This is a genomic window from Acinetobacter sp. DMC2 (assembly GCF_056314305.1).
Window position 1 is genome coordinate 441562 of sequence record NZ_JBQUYP010000002.1, and the last position, 19941, is coordinate 461502.

15 protein-coding genes are annotated in these 19941 nt (G+C 39.1%); 4 read left to right on the top strand and 11 right to left on the bottom strand.

What is annotated here, in order from left to right; all coding sequences use genetic code 11:
- Position 1 precedes the first annotated feature (1 nt).
- The 3 genes from smc to ACT53H_RS06450 all read right to left on the bottom strand — a co-directional run bounded on the left by smc (position 2) and on the right by ACT53H_RS06450 (position 5217).
- Complete coding sequence (smc, locus tag ACT53H_RS06440; RefSeq protein WP_476008882.1) at positions 2-3451, bottom strand: chromosome segregation protein SMC; 3450 nt, start codon at positions 3449-3451, stop codon at positions 2-4.
- 10 nt (positions 3452-3461) lie between these two features.
- Positions 3462-4157: a GntR family transcriptional regulator gene (locus ACT53H_RS06445; protein ID WP_004794249.1), complete on the bottom strand. Its 696-nt coding sequence runs from the start codon at positions 4155-4157 to the stop codon at positions 3462-3464.
- A gap of 256 nt (positions 4158-4413) precedes the next feature.
- Entirely contained in the window at positions 4414-5217 is an 804-nt protein-coding gene (locus tag ACT53H_RS06450) for a sulfite exporter TauE/SafE family protein (protein WP_476008883.1), read from the bottom strand.
- A gap of 30 nt (positions 5218-5247) precedes the next feature.
- Between ACT53H_RS06450 and ACT53H_RS06455 the strand changes: the two genes are divergently transcribed.
- Together ACT53H_RS06455 and ACT53H_RS06460 are read left to right on the top strand one after the other, a co-directional pair.
- Positions 5248-6000: a biotin--[acetyl-CoA-carboxylase] ligase gene (locus tag ACT53H_RS06455; RefSeq protein WP_009393886.1), complete on the top strand. Its 753-nt coding sequence runs from the start codon at positions 5248-5250 to the stop codon at positions 5998-6000.
- A 14-nt stretch (positions 6001-6014) separates the two neighbouring features.
- Positions 6015-6749, top strand: coding sequence for a pantothenate kinase (locus tag ACT53H_RS06460; RefSeq protein WP_353157798.1), 735 nt, complete (start codon positions 6015-6017; stop codon positions 6747-6749).
- Positions 6750-6798: 49 nt separating this feature from the next.
- Here the strand turns inward: ACT53H_RS06460 and ffh are convergent, their stop codons facing one another.
- A complete protein-coding gene (gene ffh / locus ACT53H_RS06465; RefSeq protein WP_004794257.1) occupies positions 6799-8214 on the bottom strand; it encodes a signal recognition particle protein in 1416 nt (471 codons plus the stop codon).
- Positions 8215-8354: 140 nt separating this feature from the next.
- Between ffh and ACT53H_RS06470 the strand changes: the two genes are divergently transcribed.
- Complete coding sequence (locus tag ACT53H_RS06470) at positions 8355-9164, top strand: cytochrome C assembly family protein (RefSeq protein ID WP_013198819.1); 810 nt, start codon at positions 8355-8357, stop codon at positions 9162-9164.
- A gap of 84 nt (positions 9165-9248) precedes the next feature.
- Positions 9249-10193 (top strand): tRNA-dihydrouridine synthase, encoded by a 945-nt coding sequence (locus tag ACT53H_RS06475; RefSeq protein ID WP_476008884.1) that lies wholly within the window; start codon positions 9249-9251, stop codon positions 10191-10193.
- An 80-nt stretch (positions 10194-10273) separates the two neighbouring features.
- Here the strand turns inward: ACT53H_RS06475 and ACT53H_RS06480 are convergent, their stop codons facing one another.
- The 7 genes from ACT53H_RS06480 to ACT53H_RS06510 all read right to left on the bottom strand — a co-directional run bounded on the left by ACT53H_RS06480 (position 10274) and on the right by ACT53H_RS06510 (position 19742).
- The gene (locus ACT53H_RS06480; protein ID WP_476008885.1) at positions 10274-11227 is read right to left on the bottom strand and encodes a DUF6160 family protein; all 954 of its coding nucleotides are present in this window, start codon (positions 11225-11227) and stop codon (positions 10274-10276) included.
- 159 nt (positions 11228-11386) lie between these two features.
- On the bottom strand, positions 11387-13798 hold the full coding sequence (locus tag ACT53H_RS06485) for a DUF6160 family protein (protein ID WP_476008886.1): 2412 nt from the start codon (positions 13796-13798) through the stop codon (positions 11387-11389).
- A 32-nt stretch (positions 13799-13830) separates the two neighbouring features.
- Entirely contained in the window at positions 13831-14556 is a 726-nt protein-coding gene (locus ACT53H_RS06490; protein ID WP_174727999.1) for a DUF6160 family protein, read from the bottom strand.
- Positions 14557-14571: 15 nt separating this feature from the next.
- Positions 14572-16614 (bottom strand): hypothetical protein, encoded by a 2043-nt coding sequence (locus tag ACT53H_RS06495; RefSeq protein WP_443271400.1) that lies wholly within the window; start codon positions 16612-16614, stop codon positions 14572-14574.
- 232 nt (positions 16615-16846) lie between these two features.
- Positions 16847-18157, bottom strand: a complete 1311-nt coding sequence (locus ACT53H_RS06500; RefSeq protein ID WP_476008887.1) for a hypothetical protein — start codon at positions 18155-18157, stop codon at positions 16847-16849.
- 306 nt (positions 18158-18463) lie between these two features.
- Entirely contained in the window at positions 18464-19033 is a 570-nt protein-coding gene (gene dcd / locus ACT53H_RS06505; RefSeq protein ID WP_004794269.1) for a dCTP deaminase, read from the bottom strand.
- A 115-nt stretch (positions 19034-19148) separates the two neighbouring features.
- Positions 19149-19742 (bottom strand): LysE family translocator, encoded by a 594-nt coding sequence (locus ACT53H_RS06510; RefSeq protein ID WP_004794271.1) that lies wholly within the window; start codon positions 19740-19742, stop codon positions 19149-19151.
- Positions 19743-19941 lie beyond the last annotated feature (199 nt).

Sequence of the window (19941 nt, forward strand, 5' to 3'; positions counted from 1 at the left end):
TCTATGACTCCGAAACTAACCCGTATTCTTTTGCCTGTTCTAAATCGACAGTGACTAATTTTGATGTACCCGGTTCAGGCATGGTCACACCCAACAAATCAGTTGCCATGGTCATCGCCAGCTTATTATGTGTAATGTAAATGAATTGTACATGTTCAGAAAGCTCTTTTACCAAATTACAATATCTCTGAACATTCGCATCATCAAGTGGTGCGTCCACTTCATCTAACACACAGAACGGTGCCGGATTTAATCTAAAAATCGCAAATACTAATGCTAACGCTGTTAATGCCTTTTCTCCACCGGAAAGTAATGCCAGAGAACTATTTTTCTTACCCGGTGGTCTTGCCATCAGTTTAACACCAGATTGCCAGTCATCTTCAAGGCTTAAACTCGCTTCACCACCATTAAAGACCTTTGGAAACAGATTTTGCAACTCTTGATTAATCTGATCAAACGTTGTCATAAACAACTTACGGGTTTCCTGATCAATGCTTTTCATCGCATCTTTCAGTTGAGTTACCGTATTTTCCAAATCTTGGATCTGGTGACTCAACTCATCAAAACGCTGAGAAACCTCTTCAAATTCTTGTGAAGCAGCAAGGTTCACCGCTCCGATTTTTTCAAACTGTTTCTGTACTTTTTCCAGTTTTTGCTGGTGCTCAGTTAAATCGATTTGTAAGCCCTTTTGGACTTCGGCATTTAGCTCTTTGAGTTGCTCTTGGTAATGTTCACGATCTGACTTAGCCGCTTGCCATGCCAAACGCTTCTCTTCAAGCTGTTCTCTGAGTTGTTCATCTTTTTGTTGATATTGATGACGCTGATCTGTCAGGGTTTGTTGTTTTTCCTGCACACTATTGAGTTCAACCTGCCATTCATTCCAGTTCTTTTGCAACTTTTCAGTTTGAGCAAATTGTTGCTGAAACTCCGACTCAAGATTTGGTAACTCTAACTGAATAGGCTCAACAAATTTTTTCGCTTGTTCCATTTGAGCATTAATTTGCTGATATTGACTCTGCAAGAACGAGATATCTTTTTCAAGCAACTCGATTTGTTGAGTGGTTTGCGTACTACTACGGCGTAAAATCTCACGTTCTTGTTGCTGATGCTGTAGAGCTTGTTGCTGTTCTTCTAACTGCTCCGTTAACTCTTCTACCCGAAATTGCATAGTTTTATAATCAGGTAAAATGGTTTCAAGTTTGATTGCTAGAGCATGCAAATCAATTTCCAGATCATCTTTTTGCATTGCATCTTCTTCAAGCTGCATGTCTAACTGAGCTAACTGATCTTTCAATTGTTGTTTTTGCAGTAAAAATGCTTGTGCTGCGGTTTGCTGTTTAGCAATTTGCACATCAAGCTGTTGTAAGTCTTTTTGTTTTTGTTTAACAACTTGCTGTTTCTGCTGCAAGTCAGACTGCAACTGCCCTAGTTCATCTTTTTGCTGAACTAAAATTTGATCTAATACTTGTAATTCAGGTTGTTGCTTTTCAAGGGCTTGTTCAATTTCATCTAGACGAATGCGATGGCTCAGCATACCTTGTGCACTTTGACTTTCATCATCATACATAAGGGCAATCACCCAATCGTTCCCAACATGATAACCATCTAAAGTCACAATAGACTGACCATGTTGCAGTTGCTTTTGCTCATTTAAAGCAACTGTCAAATCTTGTGCAATTGCTACATTCGAAAAGATTGATAGTTGTGGAGACTCAATCCAGTCATTTAAACAGGCTAAATTCCCCTTAAATTGACTTGTTTGCTCTGAAGGTTTTAACTGACGAGCAATTCCTTCCTGAAAGGCTTGTTCAGTTTCAACAATATGCGCCTGCAACCATTTTGCTAAAAACTTCTCAACAATCTGCGCATGCGGTTTGCCTTGCTCAGTTAACTGTAGAGCCTGCATTAAACGTAGTGCATCTTGATGTTGCTTTGGGCTTTGCTTTGCAACCAGTTGGCTTAAATTTTTCTGCTCTGATAATAAAACCTGAATTTCGGTTTTCAGGGTTTGTTGTTGATTTTTGCTTAACTGATGTTGCTGTTGAGATTGCTCTAAACTTAGCAATTGTTGCTCAATTTCAGTCTCTAACGTCGAGATTTCACGACGTAATTGCTGCTGTAGTTGCTCAAACTCACCCTGCTCATCTTCATGAACATGCGATTGAATCTGACTTGCTTGATGTTGCAACGTTTCTTTTTGCTGTTCAATGCGTTGAACATTTTTGCCTAACTGCTCAATTTGAGCAGACATTTGCATTTTTTGCTGCTGTTGTTTTTCAACCTGAGCTTTTACTTGTTCAAACTGTTGCTGTGCTTGTTTTTGCTGAGATTGTAAATCAGCAAAGTTTTGTTCAGCTTCCGTTGCAGTATGCTCAATTCCAGTTAATGATTCAGTTTGTTCATCTAACTGATTATTCAGTGTTTCAAGTTGCAATTCAGAAAGTTGTAAACGTTCTTTAGTTTGGAATTTTTGCTGTTCTAACTGAACGAGAGTCATACTATTTTGCTGGTATAAACTCTGTTTTTGTTCCAGAGTCATTTTCAGTTCAGATAGTTTTTTCTCAGCTTGTTGCCATTCTTGTTGTAGTGGTGAAGATTGCTGAATGAGGCGCTGAAATAAAGCACTGGTTGCTTCTAAATCATGTTCAATCGTACTTAACTCTGAGCGAACCAATTTAAAAGTTTCACCCAGCTCATTCATGTGAACTGTATATTCTTCTTGAAGGCGTACGCTTTTATCTGCCTGAAAAGACAAAATTTCAATTTTTAGGGTCCGAATCTGGCTTTCCAGAGTTTTATATTGAACCGCTGCTTCTGATTGACGTTTAAGCGTCTTCAGCTGTGATTTTAACTCAAGGGCAATATCTTCTAAACGTGAAAGATTTTGCTCAGTATGTTCAAGATGTTGCAAAGTCTCACGTCGACGAGCTTGATAGCGTGAAACGCCTGCTGCCTCTTCAATAAAGATGCGCATTTCTTCAGGTTTGGCATCAACCAGACGGTTAATCATGCCTTGTTCAATCACTGCATAAGAACGCGGCCCTAACCCCGTCCCTAAGAAAATATCGGTAATATCACGACGGCGGCAACGTGTGCCATTTAAGAAATATTCGGACTTACCTTCACGCGTGACCTGACGACGAACGGCCAATTCATTATAAGCATTATAAGATCCGCCCAATTTGCCATAGGTATTATCAAAACGTAGCTCAACACTCGCTACGCCCACTGGCTTACGCTTGGATGTTCCTGTGAAAATAACATCTTGCATGCTACCACCACGTAGCTGACGAGCATTTGATTCACCCATCACCCAACGAATGGCATCAATTACATTTGATTTGCCACAACCATTTGGACCAACCACTGCTGTGCGGTTCGCCTTAAAATTTAAAGTTGTACTATCTGCAAAAGATTTAAAGCCGGAAAGTTTTAAACTGCTTAAACGCATAATGCCCTAACTAGCGGCGTGAGCGTCTTGCCCAGGCCAATTCAATCTGTTTCATTCGTGTCAGCGATTCCAACACAAGGTTACGTAAGTGTCGACAAAAATCTTCCATAAATAAAGCGGCTTGTTGTGATTTTCGGATCAAAATTGCATCAGTCACGAGTTTAAATAATGCAAATGCTTCTTGTAGTTCCCGCTTAGAGGTATTTAAAGTCAAAAAATAACTGCGACGTAGTGAAGGTAGTAACTCTTTATAAAACTTCATTAGGTAAGGATTACCCACCATATCTTGCTGTTCAGCGAGATATTGAAAAACACCATCATAAAATTTTTCGATATCTCCTGCTTTTACATGCTCAAGAAGTTGTTCCAACAATAGCTGCAATTGATCTGCTTCATGTGCGCGCCATGTTTCACTGATGCGTTGAACAATATGCCCCAATAACATCACGTTTGTGTCAAACAGTGCTTTAACCTGCTGTGCAGACATTTCTGAAACAATTGCCCCGCGGCGTGGAAATATCTCAATTAAATGAGTACGCTCTAATAATAACAATGCTTCGCGAACTGATCCTCGGCTTACATCCAGCTCTTTGGCAATACGTAATTCTTGAATACGCTCGCCTTCAACCAGCTCACCACTAATGATCTGTTCGCTAATATATTTGACAATTTGCTCAGAAAGACTTTCTGTCTCTTCGAGATTCATAAATCACCCGCTACTTTTTATATGCATTAATCCATGCTTTTCTTTCGCATCCTTGTTTTTAACTGATCGTACCGATTAAAAACTATGTCATTGTCTGACAATTTTATTGCATTTTAAGCCAACCCATTTAAAAACAACACCAAAATCGGATGAATAAAAGCCTCGAATTTTCTTATCTTACTAAATAAAAAAAGCTCGAATTTCTAAAAACTCAAGCTCTTAAATCGTAGTTCTAGCAAGATTAATATTTTATTCTCTAGTGCATAATCCCTTTATAAATAAAATAACTACCCACCACGACCAACAAACAGGCAAAGCATTTTTTCAACATTTGTGGTGACAATGCATGAGCAACTTTTGCTCCAAACTTGGCTGTAACAAAACTCATGACACTAATGCCAATAAACGCATAGATGTGCACATAACCAATCGTGTTAGGTACAGAGATGTGTTCTTTGGCACCAAACCACATAAAACCAGTTGCACCCGCAATAGCGATTGGCAAACCACAAGCGGCAGAAGTCGCGACTGCTTTTTGCATGACGACGCCATGACGGTTTAAATATGGAACAGTTAAGCTACCGCCTCCAATACCAAAAATTGCAGAGGCAATACCAATGCCACCACCCGCCATAAATTGCATAGGTGTTGAAGGAAGCTGACGTGTTGGGTCAACAACCACATTTGCCCCTTTAAACATGCGATAGGCCATCACAACCGCAAAAACACCAATAAGGAGCTGTAAATGCTGACCAGACATCAAATCGGCAATACCCGCTCCTAAAAATGAACCAATCACTAGTCCAGGCACTAAATTACGAAAAACAGGCCAAAGAACTGCCCCCTTTTTATGGTGGGCCGAAACTGAACTAAACGATGTCACAATAATGGTTGCAAGCGATGTTCCGACTGCAATATGCATGATTACTGCTGGGTCATAGTGCAACTGGGTAAAAACCACATAGAGGATTGGTACAATAATTAGTCCACCACCAACTCCAAACAATCCGGCAGTAAAACCAGCAATTGCGCCAATGAGTAAATATATGATTAACTCCATAAATGTTTTACCACTCTGCTCATATTCAACATGGATTTAGAGACTCGCCAACTACAACAACTTTTAAGCGCAAAAAACCAGCTTCCAGAAGTGGTTTTATTAAAAGCAACCACAACTTCGACCAATGATGATATTCGTGAAATTGCCCAAAAAGGCATTACAACGGGCTTGGTTTGTAGTGCTCAACAAACTCAAGGGCGAGGTCAACATCAACGGCAATGGATTTCACCTGAAGGAAACATTTATTTAAGCACATTGGTGCAAACTCGAACACCCTTAGATGGTCGCTTAGCACTTGAAGTTGCTCTAAATATTCTGCAAATCCCGCAGTTACAAGCGCTGAATTTGCAAGTGAAATGGCCAAATGATTTGTATAGTACGCATGGAAAATGGGGTGGAATTTTGGTCGAACCGCTTTCCCAGCATCAGGCTATTGTGGGCGTAGGCATTAATTTAAAAACACCACCAGTGACTGATAGTGATCAACCGATTACATCTCTAGAGGATTTAGGCCTAGAACAAATGAGTCGTCTTGAACTCATTTCAGAGCTTTATGTTGCAATTCAAAATGCAGCGCGCTGGTTTGATCATGGTTGCTACAACTTAGCTGGACGTTTTAACCACCACGCCGCATGGCTTAATCAGTTGGTGCAGTTCGAACATAGTCAGGGATTAGTACATGGTCGTTTTGTTGGAATATCCAATGAAGGTGCAGTAATTCTTGAGACTCCTGAACCTCAGCAGTTTTATCAAGGTCGCTTAAGACCACAAGTGAATCAATAAACAGGTGTTCTTCCATGAAAAGTTTATGGCTTGATATCGGAAACACCCGTTTAAAATATTGGATTACTGAAAATCAGCAAATTATTGAACATGCAGCTGAGCTACATTTACAGTCCCCTGCCGATTTATTATTAGGTTTAATTCAACACTTTAAACATCAAGGTCTGCATCGCATTGGGATTTCTTCAGTACTCGATACTGAGAACAATCAACGTATTCAGCAGATTTTAAAATGGCTTGAAATTCCTGTTGTTTTTGCCAAAGTACATGCTGAATATGCTAAGTTAAAATGCGGCTATGAAATTCCAAGTCAGCTCGGGATTGACCGTTGGCTACAAGTACTCGCTGTAGCTCAAACAGATGAAAATTATTGCATTATTGGATGTGGGACAGCCTTAACGATTGATTTAACGCAAGGTAAACAACATTTAGGTGGTTATATTCTGCCAAATCTTTATTTACAGCGCGATGCACTCATTCAAAATACTAAAGGCATTAAAATTCCAGACTCAGCTTTTGATAATTTAAACCCGGGCAATAACACAGTCGATGCCGTACACCACGGTATTTTGCTAGGCCTCATTAGCACAATTGAAAGCATCATGCAGCAATCTCCTAAAAAATTGCTCCTTACAGGTGGAGATGCACCTCTTTTTGCTAAGTTCTTGAAAAAATATGATCCAGTCGTAGAAACAGATCTTTTGCTCAAAGGACTACAACAATATATTGCTCATTATCCTAAAGACTAAAACACAGAACAAAATAAAAGGCGCTATATGCGCCTTTTATTTTATAAGTTTATTTCTTTTGGTCATTGTTGCCAAACAGTGGGCCCATTCCGCCGCCACCGCCGCCACCAAATTGCTTTTGCATATTGCCTAATGAACGCATCATTTTGCTCATACCAGATGGATTGGCAAATTTCTTCATCATTTTAGCCATTTGTGCTTGTTGCTTAATAAGTTTATTCACTTCAGCAACATCCATACCACAACCCGCGGCAATACGTTTTTTACGACTTGGGTTCATCAAGTCTGGATTACGGCGCTCTTTAACGGTCATTGACTGGATAATAGCTTCCATTTTCTTGACCTGTTTTTCAGGGTTTGCTTGCTCAATCGCCTGCTGAATTCCTGCACCGCTCATGCCAGGCAACTTATCTAAGAAGCCCATCATGCCGCCCATACTTTTCATTTGCTCAAATTGCATCAGCATATCTTCAAAGTTGAAGCTGCCGCCTTTTTGCAATTTTTTAGCCATTTTTTCGGCTTTTTCTTTGTCGATTTTACGTTCAACTTCCTCGACTAAAGAAAGTACGTCACCCATGCCTAAAATACGTTGAGCAACACGATCTGGATGGAATGGTTCTAAAGCATCAAGCTTCTCACCCATACCCAAGAACTTGATTGGCTTACCTGTAATTGCACGTACAGAAAGCGCAGCACCACCACGTGCATCACCATCAGTTTTAGTAAGAATCACACCCGTAAGTGCTAATGCATCATTAAACGCCTTAGCTGTATTTGCAGCATCCTGACCTGTCATGGCATCAACCACAAACAAGGTTTCAGTCGGCTTAACGGCAGCATGTAATTCTTTAATTTCGTCCATCATGTCTTCATCGACATGTAAACGACCTGCGGTATCAACAATTAACACGTCAGCAAACTGGATTTTTGCCTGTTCAATTGCACGATTAACGATATCAATTGGCTTTTCAGAAGCATCTGATGCAATAAAACCTGCACCAACTTCTGCTGACACAGTTTCTAACTGTTTAATTGCTGCTGGACGGTAAACGTCCGCAGAAACCGTCATTACTTTTTTCTTTTGACGTTCTTTTAAGAAACGTGCCAACTTAGCGGCAGTTGTTGTTTTACCCGCACCTTGTAAACCAGCAAGTAATACAACAACGGGAGGCTTAGCACTTAAATCAAGTGTTTCATTCGCCTCACCCATCATCTTGGTGAGTTCGTCATAGACGATTTTTACAAATGCCTGGCCTGGTGATAACTGAGTCATCACTTCTTGGCCCAATGCCTCTTCCTTAACTTTCGCGATAAATTCACGAGTTACAGGTAACGCGACATCGGCTTCAAGAAGTGCCATACGTACTTCACGTAAGGTATCTTTAATATTGTCTTCGGTCAGCTGCCCTGAGCCAGTAACATTTCTTAAACTCTGTGTGAGTCGTTCTGTTAAGGTATCAAACATTGCAAAATCCGCTTAAAATGGCTAGTTGCAAAAAAATCTTTCTCGAAATAGAAAATTTATGCATAGAATGCTATAGGATACTTTAGTTCGCAGCGAATTTATATCTTATATAGATGAATTAATCCTGAAAAAGGTTTGACATGATTAGCCTCCCCTTGGTTTACACAATTTTGGCACTCATCGCATATACCACTTCTTTCTGGTATCTGTTTATTCGTTTAATGTCAAAACGTGAACCAAACCCATGGTTATTTGCTTTTGTTGCGACTTTGGCGCTCCTGTTGCACGGTACAGTTTTATGTCACGCCATGCTGACACCAGCTGGAATTAACTACGATGTTTTTAATTTAGTATCGTTTACATCGTGGCTTATGCTGTTGTTAAGTTTAATTTTTAGCATTTTTCGTCCCATCGTACCGCTAAATTTATTAGGCATTCCTGTAGCGGCTATTGGTCTAATTTTAGGTTTTGGATTCAGTCGACCAGATCAATTTATTGAGCAGCATTCGTTAGGCTTAGATACTCATATTATTCTTTCACTTTCTGCCTATGCAGTTTTATTGATGGCAACCATTCACGCTATTTTGCTATGGTTTCAAAATCGTGAACTCAAAAAGAAACAAAAAAAACGCTTTTGGGTCAATTTACTTCCGCCAATTCAGGCGATGGAGTCTTTGTTATTTGACCTAATTATTACTGGCTTTATTTTATTAACAATTGCACTCACTTTTGGTTTCTTGACGATCGATAGCTTCTTTGCACAGCATCTCGCTCATAAAACCGTATTTAGTATTATTTCTTGGTTTATCTATGGCTCACTCTTGATTGGCCATTACAAACTCGGATGGCGAGGTCAAAAAGCGATTCGTTTTACCTTAATCGGTTTTGTGCTTTTGGCGATTGGTTTTATTGGTAGTAAATTTGTGCTTGAGATGATCTTGGGCCGTTAAGTAAATTAAAATTTCTTCGATACTAGACAGCGTTATACATATCCCGTATAACGCTGTTTTCTTTTTGCTCAGGTGACACAGACTGTGAAACTCATACTCGCTCCAATGGAAGGTTTAACTGACCCGATCATGCGGGATACACTCACATCTGTTGGTCATTTCGACTGGTGTGTGACCGAGTTTATTCGGGTTACAGACAGCATTTTGCCAGACCATATTTACTATAGTTTTTGTCCAGAATTAAAAAATGAAGGTAAAACAGTTGCGGGAACACCTGTTCATGTCCAGTTCTTAGGTAACAACCCAGATATGCTGGCAGCAAATGCTGCAAAAGTGGTTGAATTAGGTGCTCCTGCAATCGACCTTAATTTTGGTTGTCCTGCAAAAACCGTTAATCGACATCGTGGTGGTTCAGTCCTTCTTGATGAACCTGATGTTGTACATATGCTCATTAAAGCAGTGAGAGATGCGGTACCTGCACACATTCCTGTTTCAGCAAAAATGCGTTTAGGTTATCTCGATGAAAACCACACCATGGAAAATGCCCATGCTGTTGAAGATGCTGGTGCAAGCTGGTTAACGGTTCATGCTCGAACTAAAGCAGATGGCTATACGCCCCCAGCTTATTGGGAAAAAATTCTACCCATTCAAGAAGCTTTAAAAATTAATGTCATTGCGAATGGTGAAATCTGGAACAATGCTGATGCTAGAGCCTGTCAGCAACAGTCTGGTTGTGAAGACTTAATGATTGGGCGTGGTGCTGTGACGACCCCAGATTTAACCCAATGCATTCGCCAAAATATGAATGAGGCATTATTCAGTTGGGAACAACTGGTTGATTTACAAATACGTTTTTTAAACGGTCAGGCAAAGACAGAAATTGGTATGGTGGGTCGTTATAAGCAATGGTTAGGAATGATGACGAAAGCCTATCCACAAGCGAAAAACCTATGGGACCAAGTAAAACGTATTAAAGCTTTGGATGAAATTGTCCAACAGTTAGAACACACCAGATCAGAAAACATTTAACGCAATATTGTCAAAAAAAAAGAGGGCGATTGTTTTTACAACCGCCCTCTTTCGTATTTCAGGTTAAGCTATTATACTTTTTAAAAGCCGCTTACTTTCATTTTAAAGTCAGTTACAGAAACGCCAGTGACACCAAAACTCCCCATTGAGCCATTCGGTAAATTATTAAACGTTGTTGTATTTTGAGTACCCATATTTCCTAAAGTGACATTATTAAGTGAAGCATCAAATTTACTTGATACGCCTGTATTTCCAAAAGTTAATCCAGTTGGATCAACACCTGCATAGAAACCATCAAGTACAAAACCTGTTGAGGTATTTGTGCCAGCAAATTTAAACCCGAATGTAGCACCCGTATTATCAGACACTAAAGTAATTGGACAACCTGCAGCAGCAGAACAAATAGATTGAATTGCCCCTCCAAATTTAACCATAACTGATTGAGCAGCATGGCCAAGCTGAATATTTAAACGAGGTTTATTGGTTTGTACAAAGTTAATATCTAAATTGCCAGTAGAACGGATCAGTTCTTTTACACCCGTATTGACTGTCGTTCCTGAACTAAAAATTGATTTTGGTGCATAACTTGTTAATGCATAATCGGATGGACTAGATAAAGATGCACTTGGGGCTAAATAAACTGAAAATGGTAAAAGTCGAATACCGTTTACATCACTCCCCATAGATACCGCTAAATTTAAAAAAGGATTTCCACCACCTGCATCAGTATCCATTACGATATTAAAAGAAGGATTACTCGATACGGCAGCTTTAATAAACTCTATGCCAGGAACCGGATTCGTAGAATTTCCTGCAATCACAAAACCAGCCTTACTATTATAAGAAGTTGAAGCAATACCGTTTGTATCAATCAGAGCGATTTGATTAAATTTAACTTTATCAGCCTGAATACCTAAGGTTAAACCATTTTGGCCCGTCGCAGCCGCAAGACTTTGATCATCTAAAGGCTGCATTGCAAAAACACTTGAACTACTGGCAAGTAGCAACCAGCACCCTATATTTTTATTCTTCATGTCGCTCTAATCCTTAAGAGACAAACGCTTATTATTTGTTCAGACTATCAGAATAATATTCAAGTACAAAGCAATTATCCCTATAACCCGACGAATGCAAATCTAATCACATTCAAAATAAATTTTTATAAAAGTGGCAATGGCTGCCACTTTTTTTGATTAATTAAAAGCACCATTTCTAGGCACAATACTAAAGCTACTATTTAAACGTCCACCAGTAATCGCAAGCTCGCCTAAACGTGCACCGGCACCAGTTGATGGAGGATAGAAGTTAATATCTTTAACACGTAATGCGCCATCAATACTCTTATCAGGATTAAAATAAACCGCCGTATTTACGCCAACTTTACCTAAACCACTTGCACTGTCTTTACCAACAACTAAAGCAGTATTAAACGCGAGCTTTCCAGTAATATTATCAAAACCAATCGCAGAACCATCGATCGGATCACTAATTTGAACCGTATTTCCAGTTGCTGTGGCAGGCATCGTGAAATCGCCCAGTACAGTTAAAGCACTACCATCTGCAATTGAACTGTTTGGAACGATCGATAAGTTAAGATCTCCGCCTAAACGCAGTTTTAGACCAAATAAGACATCATTATTTCTGGCAAAGTTATCAATTGGTGAGGTACACGACCCGGTAGCTGGACAAGTTTTATATTTTGCCCCCGGTAAATACCCTGCTGCAATTTCAGTTGATAAAGCAAGTAGCATCTCTTTTAAACTAATATTAAGACTGCCATTTTCTAAGCCTATGCTTCCATTGCCTTTGACGAACATATCAATGTTACGTAACCCCATATAATAATCAGTAGGACTACCGCCATTATTAGCATTTGGAGAACCATCAATTAATAAAATTGAGGTCGTTTTAGTTCCAGTCGCATCACGTCCTGTAGTTCCAGCCGCAATACCAAAACCTAAACGCGAAGTCGTTCCAGATGTCGCCACTACATTTCGAACAGGCTTACCATTGGCATCTTTTGTATAGTAATAAGCACTATTTGCAGGTGCATCTAAACCATATACAGCAGCATTAGCATTTAAGTTATAAAAAGGTAAGGCTAAGCCCCACTGGTTATTTGCACCATTATCTGCAAACTGATTGGCAGCCGCGACATTCGCACTTGTCGTAAAACGACCGCGTCTTGAAAATGCCTGAAACTCTGCTCCACGCATCGCAAGAATTAAACTAAATGGATTAGTCACCGTATCACGGTGAATATTATGCTGATAATCAGCAGTTGTCGTTAAAGTACCGCTACCTAAACGAATTGCATTTAAGGTTGCGTTGTTTGGCATTAATAATGTTTTCGTATCAGCAAGATTTAGATAAATATTTCCGCTGTCGAAATAACCACGCGTAGCTGAGTTAAGACCAGTTAAATTGCCAAACTCGAAACCATAAGCATTCAGACCTGCTCCACCAATTTCTAAAGTTGTCGCTTTGCCATCTGCACCTAGCATTGAATCATTATCTTTGGTGAATTCACCTTTCATACGAAAGGCAATTCCAGAGTTACCTAAAATGCTATTACTTGAAGCTGTTCCCGAAGCTGTATTTGCCGTACCTAAAATTGTTGTATCCGCTGTACCATCCATACCACGGACTTGTAAATAACTATTTACCATACGTCCGCTAGCACCTAAACGAATCAAACCTTTCGCATTTTGTGGGCTATTAGTTGCATCTAAAGCATAAGGGTTAGACTTATCGACATTAGAGCTGAGCATCACCTCAATATTCAGGCCTGAATTGGTTACTTTGCCACTACTGTCAACATATGTACCCGCAGTTAAACCAGAAGCTGAATCTGCTACACGGTTAAAATCAACATAGCCATAGGTAGTATTCGGAATTTGTCCTACACCAGCAACATTAGTTCCAGTATTTGTCTGTAAAACTAAGCCACGAGTTGGGTCAATCAACATGGCCCCTTTACCAACAAAATTAAAGTTAAAATTTCTTAAAATTAACTGATTTAACTGGCTGCGCGCATCCACTTGTCCTAGATAAATATTGGCATTATTAATACCAAGTGTCATGCTTGACTGGCTATTTGCATTAAATAGCCCATCTTGGGTTGTAAGTGCCAAATTTAAAGGAGAGGTCGTTTGAATAGCCAACTGCCCTAAAGTTGGCGAACATGTAGCTGAACTATTACAAACTTTAACGCTATTTACGGTAATAAGTGATGGACTACTTTGTATAGAAAAGTCGAGTCCAGTTTTACCCGTAGTTGGGTTACTCCCTACATCTAAACGGTAATTAGTGCTTAAAGTTTGGCTAGATGCATTACTTTTTTGGACTTTTACACCACTTGCTTGAGCTCTTAATACCTGATCAGCACTTGTTGGTGTGCCTGCATGGTCATCCCAGTAAGCATTATCAATATTAATTTCATTAAACGTAGTTTGAATCGAGATCCCATCTTGTCCATTGACGGCACTCAAATCAGCATCTGTTAAAGCTTCTAAAGCATAAATTTGACCACTCACTAACAACATGCTGGTTGCTAATGTATTTAAAATAAACTTTGAGCTGTGATTTTCTTTATTTTTTTTCATCACTTCAGTTCCTTTGAAATCTACATTAACCCTTAACAACGAGGATGGCTACCATCACAGCTAAAGACCATGACTTTTCCTTGAATAGCCAAATTCCCATTCATCATTAAACCCATGAAACCAGTTTCACGTCCATAGTCATAGGCCGACGGAGTTGCTGTAGCAACTTGCTGTGCTGCACTATTAGCAGTCGCAGCATATGTCGGTTTTTTGAAATATGCATAATCATACATATTTGAACTTGAGCCTTGCGTTGTTGTTGAGCTAGTAAAGTTATCTTGCTCAATTGATAAAGCATTGAAACCAAAGTTACGGAATAAAATCGGTTGAGCTGAGCTAAAACTAAGCTGAATAGCAGGCTTAATAATTTCAGTATTACTTTTATCAAGATATTTTAAATCAGCGCCATCCAAGCCCATTTTTTGAATATTTAAAGTTCCTTGTACACCTTTAAATACGAGCCAAAGTTTATTACCACTATCACTATTTTCAGCCCAACCACTTGGCTTAGTTGCATCTGCTTGTACAAAACGTTTGTTAATCGCTAAACCTATATGACAGAACTCAACGTTCTCACAAACACCACCACTACCATTGTCAAAGACACCGTTAACCGTCTGGTTTAAATTAAGCATTAAAGATAAATCAGCACCAGCTTGACCATTAATCGCCTGCAAAGCGTCATTATCTAAAGTTTGTAGCTCTGCATGAGTAGCGGTTGCACAAAGAGCGAGGATTAAAGTACTTATTTTTTTCATATTACGCTCCTCCTCTTATAGGCCTTTAGTTGTCAGTTTTAAATGCTGAATTAATACACCATCAATAACAGCAGAACCCATGTTGTTCGTAATCGCTGAGCTAATCTGTGCTCCAGATAACTTATAGGTATTCAAATCTGCATTTGGAGTAGTAGTAGACCAACGTCCATTGTTATAAAGTGCATCTGGTAAAGGTGTGCCAGCTGGTACAGCAAACTGAGCGCCATTCCCTGCATCAGCTAAGGTATACCCCGTATTATTTACTGTCGGGTTATAATAGGAAGTACTATCAATATTAGCCCAGTTCGCGTTCTGAGAATCAAATCTTAAACCTGACCCTGCATTGCCAGTCCAACCCGTTGCTGTACGATATTGCCAAGTATCATAACAAGTACTTAAGTTCAAAAATCCACAGCTATAGCTGCCTGCGCGGCGTTCCTGATTTTGCAATTGATAGAAGTTTTTAGTTTGCGTGATCGCAGCCACTGTGCCTGTAGGTAATTTACCAAATGAAATACCTACAGCATCTTGTGTGCTATTTCCTTTAAATGCCTCTAAAGTATTATTAGTTGCATTATAAACTGTTGAACCAATTGAAATACTGCTATGCGTCGCACTAGAGCCTTGGTAAGTTTTACCACCTAAAGTTACACTGGTACCACATTGGTAAATATTACAAGTGGAACCTAAATAACTCGTATCGGCACCACTATAATCTGTATAAATTTTCTTATAAATTTCTGGTTTATTTGGAATGCGAGCAAGTTCTAAACTAAAGTTTTTACCATCTGAGCTTAAAACTAGTGGTTGATATAAAGAACCCAAAACAAGGTTAATGTTTGGGTTATAAAGGTATAAACCTTCATTCGCATCAAAAGTTGGAGCAGGTCCACCATTAATTGCAGGTGTTACCAAATTACCTTGAGTAGTTCCAGATTCACGTGTACTCAAACGTAATACGTTATTCATAGCGCTGTCTGTGGGTGCAGTCCATGAGCCCGTTGACGTCACAGTGGTGGTCTGGCTACGAATACGATATAACCAATCCGAGCTAGGTGAACTATTACTTGGAGCGCCAGTATATTGGGTGCTATACCGATTTACCCAAGGTCCTACCGCAGACGTTGGGGTATTGGACGTAATCGTTGCTCTTAAATTGGAGGCATCGCCACTATTTAAACGAATAACTCCTGCTAAACCTAAAGTATCATTATAGAAAGGGCTCATTCCGCCAGCAGATGTCGCTCCCCCTAGTGTCTGGAAAAGCTGCAAACGACTGCCATTTAAGCTAAAGTTATTCCAAATACCTTGTAAACGAAGACGGTTCGCACGAGTTGCATCAGTACTTGTGCCAATCAAACCATTTGAGTCACCATAATTAAATTGGTCTGATGCACCATTTATTTTATTTGGATTGCGGACAAAAATATCTGTCCATAAGCCTAATTTCAGCTTATAAGCATCAATACCTGCTGTATCTTTCGTTCCAACCTCATATAAAGGGGCTTCTAGGGCTAAGTAAGTTACCTGACAAGTAGGATCTGTCGCACCTGTACAATTATTTGCACTAAAATTTGGTACCGAGTTTTCAGTTGCAACTTTAAAAATCCATGGGTTAACAGCAGTACCCCAACTCGAAATTGCAGCGGCGGCATCAGTAGAAGCAATACGGGTATTTGTATCATTATCAGATTTAGAAAGTGCTAAGCCATAAAGAAAAATATCAGCTTTACCTACCGCACGGTCACCAGAATCAATCGAGCCATTTTTATTGGTATCAGCGGCTGTCATACTTAAAGGACCAACAGGTACATAATTGATATAACCTGTATCTTTAGTACGATCAGTTAAAATCTGAGTTGAGGTTTCATTTGCACCTGCACCACGAAATACCATATAAGTATTCTGTGGCAAGATAGCAATACCTTCACCCGTAGTTTCACTCAAGCCCGCATCAGAAAGTTCTTCGAGTGCGAAACTAGGTTGGCTTATACAAAGCCCGATTAAACTTGCCAAAACGGTTTTTTGAAACCTTACCGTATAATTAAGTGTAGTCATCTTGACCTTCCTGTTTTATACGATGCCGCGCACCATATTTATTTTTCTTGAACATTCCTTGATGCCAGGTGAAGCTATCCTTTTCACCTTAGACAATGAGGCAAATCTAAAAGATATTGCCAACCTTTCCACATTTCTATTATGCGGAATATTTGCACAAATGCAAAAAAAAGCATGTAAAAATTTACTTTTCCGATGAATGTTAAGCAACACTAGCTACTTTATTTTCAAATTAGCAGAACTTTAAATTTCCATAGCAGTTCGGAGCAAAACTCTGATTTTTTAAGACCAAATTATTCAAAGTCATAGGAACATACTGACCAGTTAAATCGACAGTACTTACATCGATATTACCTAGTAAACAATTACTAGCAAGAAGCCCACATTCAACTGGGTTAGCTGTCAAATACTGACTAACCTTACCTAATGTGGCTTTTACCACGTCATCCGTAATTTTAACCTGTGATTGAGGTGTTACATCACCAATATCAATTGGATTTGATAATTCTAACCACCAGCCCGCCTGAGAAACCGACTTCGCTCCTGTCCACTGTAAATTTTGCCCTTGTAATGATAGAGAAGCCGCTGTGCCATTCAAATTAACTTTATGGAAATATCCTAAATCCTCATTAACAGCTACATTTACACCTAAATTATTAATTGTACCAGACAGATTCCCACTAATAGTAAGTGGAATAGCTCCCCATGCTTGAGCATTTGCCTGGATAGGCCCAGATAAATTAATTCCACTAACTACAGCAGTACCTGTTAAATTAGCCGTCGTAATACGTTTTCCAGAAATAACTTGGGAAGGTAAAGATAAACTACCAGAAGCACTACTTAAGCCTAAATCATAACTTGTTGTCTGGAAGTCTGCTGTAATAAACCCTGTTGTACTTTTTACCTTACCAGTAATTGCTGTTCCTAAATTTGTTTGAGTTAATCCAGCTTGTCCTGACACTGCTTGTAAAGTACTAACCGTACCTCCAGTCGCTTGAGTCACCATATAACCACTAAAAGAGTTAATACCATTTTTTGTAGTTGTATTTTCTGAACCAAAAGTAAGTAAGCCTTGAATGGATTCTGCACTTAGCCTTACTCCAGCTACTTCGCGAGTTGATGCACTGTTAGGATTTTTTATCGCAAACTCAATGAACGGGTTAGTTAGTTTTGCTGAAGAACTCGCACGGCCATCGTTAGTATCTGAAAGACCACTTAAGCTTAAATTATCAATATCAATATCACACGCACCAGCGCCATTAGCTCCACCACATCCAAGCTGCAATTTTTTAATATTCGCGTTCAGTTCTAAATCGGCATCTAAACCCAATTTATAAAAACCTACGTTACTATTACTGTCACGCAGTTTTTCCAAATTTGCAGAATCGGTAGGCGCAATATAAGACATACTCATTAAAGCTTGGCCACGAGTTGCGGAGAGTTCCGAATCTGACATAGGGACTAATGTAGAAGCAGCATACGCTGAAGAAAAGCATAAGCTTCCAAGCGCTATCGCTACATGAAGAGACGTAAACTGTCGCATGACCGACCTCCGTATCCTTGGGGGCATAATCCTGTTTAATTTCTTTTTATTTGGCCTGTCTGAATTTAGTAGATAACTAAACAATTACGACTAAAAAGACAACCTATATCCAATACATTTGTTTTTTAATACTGTGATGCAGAACAAAAAAACAAATCAATTATTGATCATATTATATTATTTTTTACAAAAGGAAACTGTCATTTATCACTATTCCGATAAACGCACCTCATGTAAATTTTATCCATAAAATTGGGCCACCTGAGTGACCCACAAATTTTAATACTATTCTCAATATCAAAAGAATTAGGTTTTAGGTAGTGTTACACCTGTTTGACCTTGGTATTTACCACCACGATCTTTATAAGATGTTTCACAGACTTCATCACTTTCAAAAAATAGCATTTGTGCTACACCTTCCCCTGCATAAATACGGGCAGGTAAATTAGTAGTGTTTGAAAATTCTAAAGTTACGTGACCTTCCCATTCAGGTTCTAACGGCGTCACGTTCACAATAATACCGCAACGAGCGTAGGTAGATTTCCCTAAACATACGGTCAATACATTACGAGGAATACGGAAATATTCAATTGTACGTGCTAAAGCAAATGAGTTTGGCGGAATAATGCAAACATCAGACTCAATGTCGATAAAACTTTTATCATCAAAATTCTTTGGGTCGACAATTGCAGAATGTACGTTAGTAAAAACCTTGAATTCACGGGCACAGCGTACATCATAACCATAGCTAGAGACCCCGTAGGAAATCAACTTTTCACCATTTTGATCAAAACGGACTTGATTCTCTGCATAAGGTTCAATCATGCCGTGTTTTTCGCTCATCTCGCGAATCCAACGATCAGACTTAATAGCCATGTATTTTCTATCCAAAAGGTAATTTCATTGATTGCGACGTACTTTAACGTAAAAAAGCAATTATGAAAACAACGCTTGAGCTACTCTTCTCGATAAGAATAGCTCAGCAGTACTTTTATAGGCTAAGTAAAGCAGAATAACTGATAGGAATTGAAAAACTGACTAAAACGAGTGAAGCAGTTTTTTGCAAATTGGTCTGATTTAACCACGCAACCTTCTTAGAAGCTAAAAGTGATCCCAGGAAAATCCAGAATAAGGCAATTGGCGTAATAAGCGCTAAGTAAGCCATCATATGAATAAAATAAATATGAAAATCACTCCATGCAGCCACAGGAAAAATTGCTGAAGCAAAGAGCAAGGCTTTAGGATTCAATAAGGTTGCGCAAAATAATTCACGAGTACGGATCGTAGGCTGATTTAATTCAACCTCTTGATTTGCCGTATGCCACAACTTAATGGCTAAGAAAATAATATAGCAAGCACTCAATAGCTTAAGAATAGGCGGTAGCAATGGCAATGTGGTGGACACTTTCCCAATCAGCATTCCCCATGCAGAAATAGAGATCACATAGCCCAAAACTTCTGCTGGAATAAGTTTTACTGACTTCCGTAATCCTACTTGCACGCCTGAAGAAGCAAGCAAAGTGTTAGTTGGACCAGGGGTAAGTAAAATTGTGGCTACTAAGCCAATAAAAAGCCATGAAATCATTGAATGACCTCACAATATAGTCATCTCAGATTAATAGATATCTTATTACATGGCAAAAGGTAATTGTAAGACAAAGTTTTTAAAATCATTTTTAAAAGCTAAATAAAAATATTAAAAACATATACTTATAAAATTATCACAAAAAGTGATAAAGAAAACTTTACGGTCAGTTGTTATGGTTTTCAAATCGTTTCTTACT

What these genes read in the sequence shown, in the direction of transcription:
- smc (WP_476008882.1), bottom strand. Translation starts at nt 3,451, where the DNA reads ATGCGTTTAAGCAGTTTAAAACTTTCCGGCTTTAAATCTTTTGCAGAT.
- ACT53H_RS06445 (WP_004794249.1), bottom strand. Translation starts at nt 4,157, where the DNA reads ATGAATCTCGAAGAGACAGAAAGTCTTTCTGAGCAAATTGTCAAATAT.
- ACT53H_RS06450 (WP_476008883.1), bottom strand. Translation starts at nt 5,217, where the DNA reads ATGGAGTTAATCATATATTTACTCATTGGCGCAATTGCTGGTTTTACT.
- ACT53H_RS06455 (WP_009393886.1), top strand. Translation starts at nt 5,248, where the DNA reads ATGGATTTAGAGACTCGCCAACTACAACAACTTTTAAGCGCAAAAAAC.
- ACT53H_RS06460 (WP_353157798.1), top strand. Translation starts at nt 6,015, where the DNA reads ATGAAAAGTTTATGGCTTGATATCGGAAACACCCGTTTAAAATATTGG.
- ffh (WP_004794257.1), bottom strand. Translation starts at nt 8,214, where the DNA reads ATGTTTGATACCTTAACAGAACGACTCACACAGAGTTTAAGAAATGTT.
- ACT53H_RS06470 (WP_013198819.1), top strand. Translation starts at nt 8,355, where the DNA reads ATGATTAGCCTCCCCTTGGTTTACACAATTTTGGCACTCATCGCATAT.
- ACT53H_RS06480 (WP_476008885.1), bottom strand. Translation starts at nt 11,227, where the DNA reads ATGAAGAATAAAAATATAGGGTGCTGGTTGCTACTTGCCAGTAGTTCA.
- ACT53H_RS06485 (WP_476008886.1), bottom strand. Translation starts at nt 13,798, where the DNA reads ATGAAAAAAAATAAAGAAAATCACAGCTCAAAGTTTATTTTAAATACA.
- ACT53H_RS06490 (WP_174727999.1), bottom strand. Translation starts at nt 14,556, where the DNA reads ATGAAAAAAATAAGTACTTTAATCCTCGCTCTTTGTGCAACCGCTACT.
- ACT53H_RS06495 (WP_443271400.1), bottom strand. Translation starts at nt 16,614, where the DNA reads ATGACTACACTTAATTATACGGTAAGGTTTCAAAAAACCGTTTTGGCA.
- ACT53H_RS06500 (WP_476008887.1), bottom strand. Translation starts at nt 18,157, where the DNA reads ATGCGACAGTTTACGTCTCTTCATGTAGCGATAGCGCTTGGAAGCTTA.
- dcd (WP_004794269.1), bottom strand. Translation starts at nt 19,033, where the DNA reads ATGGCTATTAAGTCTGATCGTTGGATTCGCGAGATGAGCGAAAAACAC.
- ACT53H_RS06510 (WP_004794271.1), bottom strand. Translation starts at nt 19,742, where the DNA reads ATGATTTCATGGCTTTTTATTGGCTTAGTAGCCACAATTTTACTTACC.